The 4152-nt window shown below is 63.3% G+C and carries 3 protein-coding genes and 1 tRNA gene; all 4 read right to left on the bottom strand.

Annotated elements, in window-relative coordinates:
• Window positions 1-86: 86 nt before the first annotated feature.
• Window positions 87-163, bottom strand: a tRNA-Val gene (locus SO140_RS45420).
• A 59-nt stretch (window positions 164-222) separates the two neighbouring features.
• The gene (locus tag SO140_RS45415; protein ID WP_449384336.1) at window positions 223-627 is read right to left on the bottom strand and encodes a GFA family protein; all 405 of its coding nucleotides are present in this window, start codon (window positions 625-627) and stop codon (window positions 223-225) included.
• A gap of 59 nt (window positions 628-686) precedes the next feature.
• Entirely contained in the window at window positions 687-3110 is a 2424-nt protein-coding gene (lon, locus tag SO140_RS45410) for an endopeptidase La (RefSeq protein WP_449384335.1), read from the bottom strand.
• A gap of 319 nt (window positions 3111-3429) precedes the next feature.
• A partial coding sequence (clpX, locus tag SO140_RS45405) for an ATP-dependent Clp protease ATP-binding subunit ClpX (protein ID WP_498544151.1) occupies window positions 3430-4152 on the bottom strand: 723 nt, incomplete at its 5' end.

The raw sequence follows: 4152 nt of genomic DNA, 5'->3' as shown, positions 1-4152 counted from the left end.
CTCGACAACCCGTTCGGCACGAGGCTGTCACCCATGTCTTAGGTACGGTCCGTTACCCATGTCTTCGGGCCGGACAGTGAGAAGGCTGGTGGGCGGTCACGGATTCGAACCGCGGACCCTCTCGGTGTAAACGAGATGCTCTAACCAGCTGAGCTAACCGCCCCTCGCCGCATCTTTAGCCCTAGGCCCCCCGAAGGGGCAAGGGCCGAACGTCAATCAGTGTTAGTCCCTGGGCCGCCCTGGCAGCCCCGGCACGGCGTCGATCCACAGCGCCGCCGACTGACACCAGATCTGCCGGCTGGGCCGCAAGGCCTCGCGCTGGCGGATGCTGCCCCAGCGGATGCCCCAATCATCGGCTTCGGTGCCCTCGCCGCTGGTGAACAACGGGGAACCGCAGTCGCCGCAGAAATGCTGGAAGCGCATCCGGCCGTTGTCGCCGCGCTTGCCATAGACCTTGGGCTTTCCGCCGGTCAGGCGGATGGTTTGACCGGAGCAGACCGCGGTCACCCGGAAGGGAGACCCGGTCAGCGCCTGGCAATCGTTGCAGTGGCACACCGAGACGGCATCCGGATCGATCTCCGCCGCGTAGCTGACCCGGCCGCAATGGCATTGTCCGTCAATCTGCATGCCCATGCTCCCGAAACAAAAACGGCGCCCGAAGGCGCCGTTTTAACATCTTTGGCCGGTCAGTGAGCGGTCAGGCCGCCGGCTGCTTCGTCGCCGTCCGGCTTCACCGTCACCTTGGTGTCCTCTTCCCAGACGATCGGCACCGGCTTCTTCACCAATGCCCGGGCGACGACGTCGTCGAGCCGCGAGACCGGGACGATGTCCATGCCGCCCTTGATCGCATCGGAAATCTCCGTGAGATCCTTGGCGTTGTCCTCAGGGATCAGCACCGTCTTGATGCCGCCGCGGGCGGCAGCCAGGAGCTTCTCCTTCAGACCGCCGATCGGCAGCACGCGACCGCGCAGCGTGATCTCGCCGGTCATTGCGACATCGTGGCGGACCGGGATGCCGGTCATGACCGAGATGATCGCGGTGGCCATCGCAACGCCCGCGGACGGACCGTCCTTCGGGGTAGCGCCCTCCGGCACGTGCACGTGGATGTCGCGCCTGTCGAACATCGGCGGCTCGACACCGTAGTTGATCGCGCGGGAGCGGACGTAGGATGCCGCCGCCGAGATCGACTCCTTCATGACGTCGCGCAGATTGCCCGTGACCGTCATCTTGCCCTTGCCGGGCATCATGACGCCTTCGATCGTCAGCAGCTCGCCGCCGACATCGGTCCATGCAAGGCCGGTGACGATGCCGACCTGCGGCTCGCTCTCGATCTCGCCGAAGCGGTACTTCGGCACACCCAGAAACTCTTCCAGAGTCTTCTCGGTGACCTTGACCGACTTCTTCTTCGAGATCATCAGCTCCTTCACCGCCTTGCGGGCGAGTGTCGAGAGCTCACGCTCCAGATTGCGCACGCCCGCTTCGCGGGTGTAGCGGCGGATCAGAAGCAAAAGCGCGTCATCGTCGATCGAGAACTCCTTGGAGTCCAGACCGTGCTTGGACACCGCGTTCGGGATCAGGTGCTTGCGCGCGATCTCGACCTTCTCGTTCTCGGTGTAGCCCGCGATCCGGATGATCTCCATGCGGTCCATCAGCGGCCCCGGAATATTGAGCGTATTCGCGGTCGTGATGAACATCACGTTGGAGAGATCGTAGTCGACCTCGAGATAGTGGTCGTTGAAGGTCGAGTTCTGCTCGGGGTCCAGGACCTCGAGCAGCGCCGAGGACGGATCGCCGCGGAAGTCGGCGCCCATCTTGTCGATCTCGTCCAAGAGGAACAGCGGATTGGACGACTTCGCCTTGCGCATCGACTGGATGATCTTGCCGGGCATCGAGCCGATATAGGTGCGGCGATGACCGCGGATCTCGGCCTCGTCGCGCACGCCGCCGAGCGAGACGCGCACGAATTCGCGCCCCGTCGCCTTGGCGATCGACTTGCCGAGCGAGGTCTTGCCGACGCCGGGCGGGCCGACCAGGCACAGGATCGGACCCGTGAGCTTGTTGGCGCGCGACTGCACCGCAAGATACTCGACGATGCGGTCCTTGACCTTCTCAAGCCCGTAGTGATCGGCATCGAGAACCGCCTGCGCGGCTTCCAGATCCTTCTTGACCTTGGACTTCTTGTTCCACGGGATCGACAGGAGCCAATCCAGATAGTTGCGCACGACGGTCGCTTCCGCGGACATCGGCGACATCTGGCGCAGCTTCTTCAGCTCGTGCTGCGCCTTCTCGCGCGCTTCCTTCGACAGCTTGGTCTTCGATATCTTCTCTTCGAGATCAGCGAGCTCATCGCGACCATCGTCGTCGCCGAGCTCCTTCTGAATCGCCTTCATCTGCTCGTTGAGATAGTACTCGCGCTGGGTCTTCTCCATCTGGCGCTTGACGCGCGAGCGGATGCGCTTCTCGACTTGCAGCACCGAGATCTCGCTCTCCATCAGCCCCAACACCTTCTCCAGGCGCGAGGTGACGGACAGCGTCTCCAGAATTCCTTGCCGATCCGCGATCTTGACGGCGAGATGCGAGGCAACGGTGTCGGCGAGCTTGGCGAAATCGGTGATCGCCTGCACGACGCCAACGACCTCGGCCGAGATCTTCTTGTTGAGCTTCACATAGCTCTCGAAGTCGGACACGACCGAGCGTGCCAGCGCTTCGGCCTCGACCGACTTGGCATCGGTGTCGGCGAGCGCGACCGCAGTCGCTTCGTAATAGTCGGCGCGATCGGTGTACTTCTCCACGCGCGCGCGCTCGAGCCCTTCGACCAGCACCTTCACCGTGCCGTCGGGAAGCTTCAGGAGCTGCAACACGCTGGCGAGCGTACCGGTCTCGTAAATCGCATCGGGCGCCGGATCATCGTCGGATGCGTTCTTCTGCGTCGCGAGCATGATCAGCGCATCGTTCTTCATCACCTCTTCGAGCGCGCGGATCGACTTCTCGCGGCCAACGAAGAGCGGCACGATCATGTGCGGGAAAACGACGATGTCGCGCAAGGGAAGCACGGGATAAGCGTGCGCTTCGCCGTGAATGATGGTTGGCCGGGGTTTGGGATTGGTCATGGCCTTTTCCTTTTGCTTTGCCCCCTTGCACGCAGCCCGCCGTAGCTAGCGCAACCGCCACAAGGTGCCGAGGTGATCCGCAAAACCAGTAGGCCCTAAAGCTTGGACCGGCTTCGCCGGATCGAAGTGAGGCGAATCTTGAAGAGAATTCCTGCTCGCCGTTGACATTAGGTGGCTATCGACCCGGGGGGTGTCAAGCCATTGAAAAACGCGCGCCATTCAGCGCTTACGCACGCGGGACGAGCGACGCAGCACCGGCTGCGGAGACACGTTCCGCAGCCGTCAATTCGAGAGGTTCGAAGGCTCAGACCAGCACCGTTCAGGCGCTGGCATTTTCGACCGCGCGATCGGAGCGATCGGCGTAGATGTAGAGCGGACGCGCCGTGCCTTCCACGACCTCGCGGGAGATCACGACCTCTTCCACACCTTCCAGGCCCGGCAGATCGAACATGGTCTCGAGCAGGATCGCCTCGAGGATCGAGCGCAGTCCGCGCGCGCCGGTCTTGCGCTCGATCGCCTTGCGGGCAACCGCGCCAAGCGCCTCGTCGGCGAAGGTCAGCTCGATGTTCTCCATCTCGAACAGGCGCTGATACTGCTTGACCAGCGCGTTCTTCGGGTCGGTCAGAATCTTCTTCAGCGAGGTCTCGTCGAGGTCCTCGAGCGTCGCAACGACCGGCAGACGGCCGACGAACTCAGGGATGAGGCCGTACTTCAGGAGATCCTCGGGCTCGACGTGACGGAAGATCTCGCCGGTGCGGCGATCTTCCGGTGCCATCACCGAGGCACCGAAGCCGATCGAGGTCGACCGGCCGCGCGCCGAGATGATCTTCTCGAGGCCCGAGAAGGCGCCGCCGCAGATGAACAGGATGTTGGTGGTGTCCACTTGCAGGAACTCCTGCTGCGGATGCTTGCGGCCGCCCTGCGGGGGGACCGAAGCCACCGTGCCTTCCATGATCTTCAGGAGTGCCTGCTGCACGCCCTCACCCGACACGTCTCGGGTGATCGACGGGTTGTCGGACTTGCGGCTGATCTTGTCGATCTC

Source organism: Bradyrhizobium sp. UFLA05-108, assembly GCF_059803455.1.
The sequence above is the reverse complement of the archived record's forward strand: the minus strand, read 5'-3'. Positions and strand labels throughout refer to the sequence as shown.

Bases quoted from the DNA above. Each gene is read 5' to 3' on its own strand.
- SO140_RS45415 (WP_449384336.1), bottom strand. From the start codon at position 627: ATGCAGATTGACGGACAATGCCATTGCGGCCGGGTCAGCTACGCGGCG.
- lon (WP_449384335.1), bottom strand. From the start codon at position 3,110: ATGACCAATCCCAAACCCCGGCCAACCATCATTCACGGCGAAGCGCAC.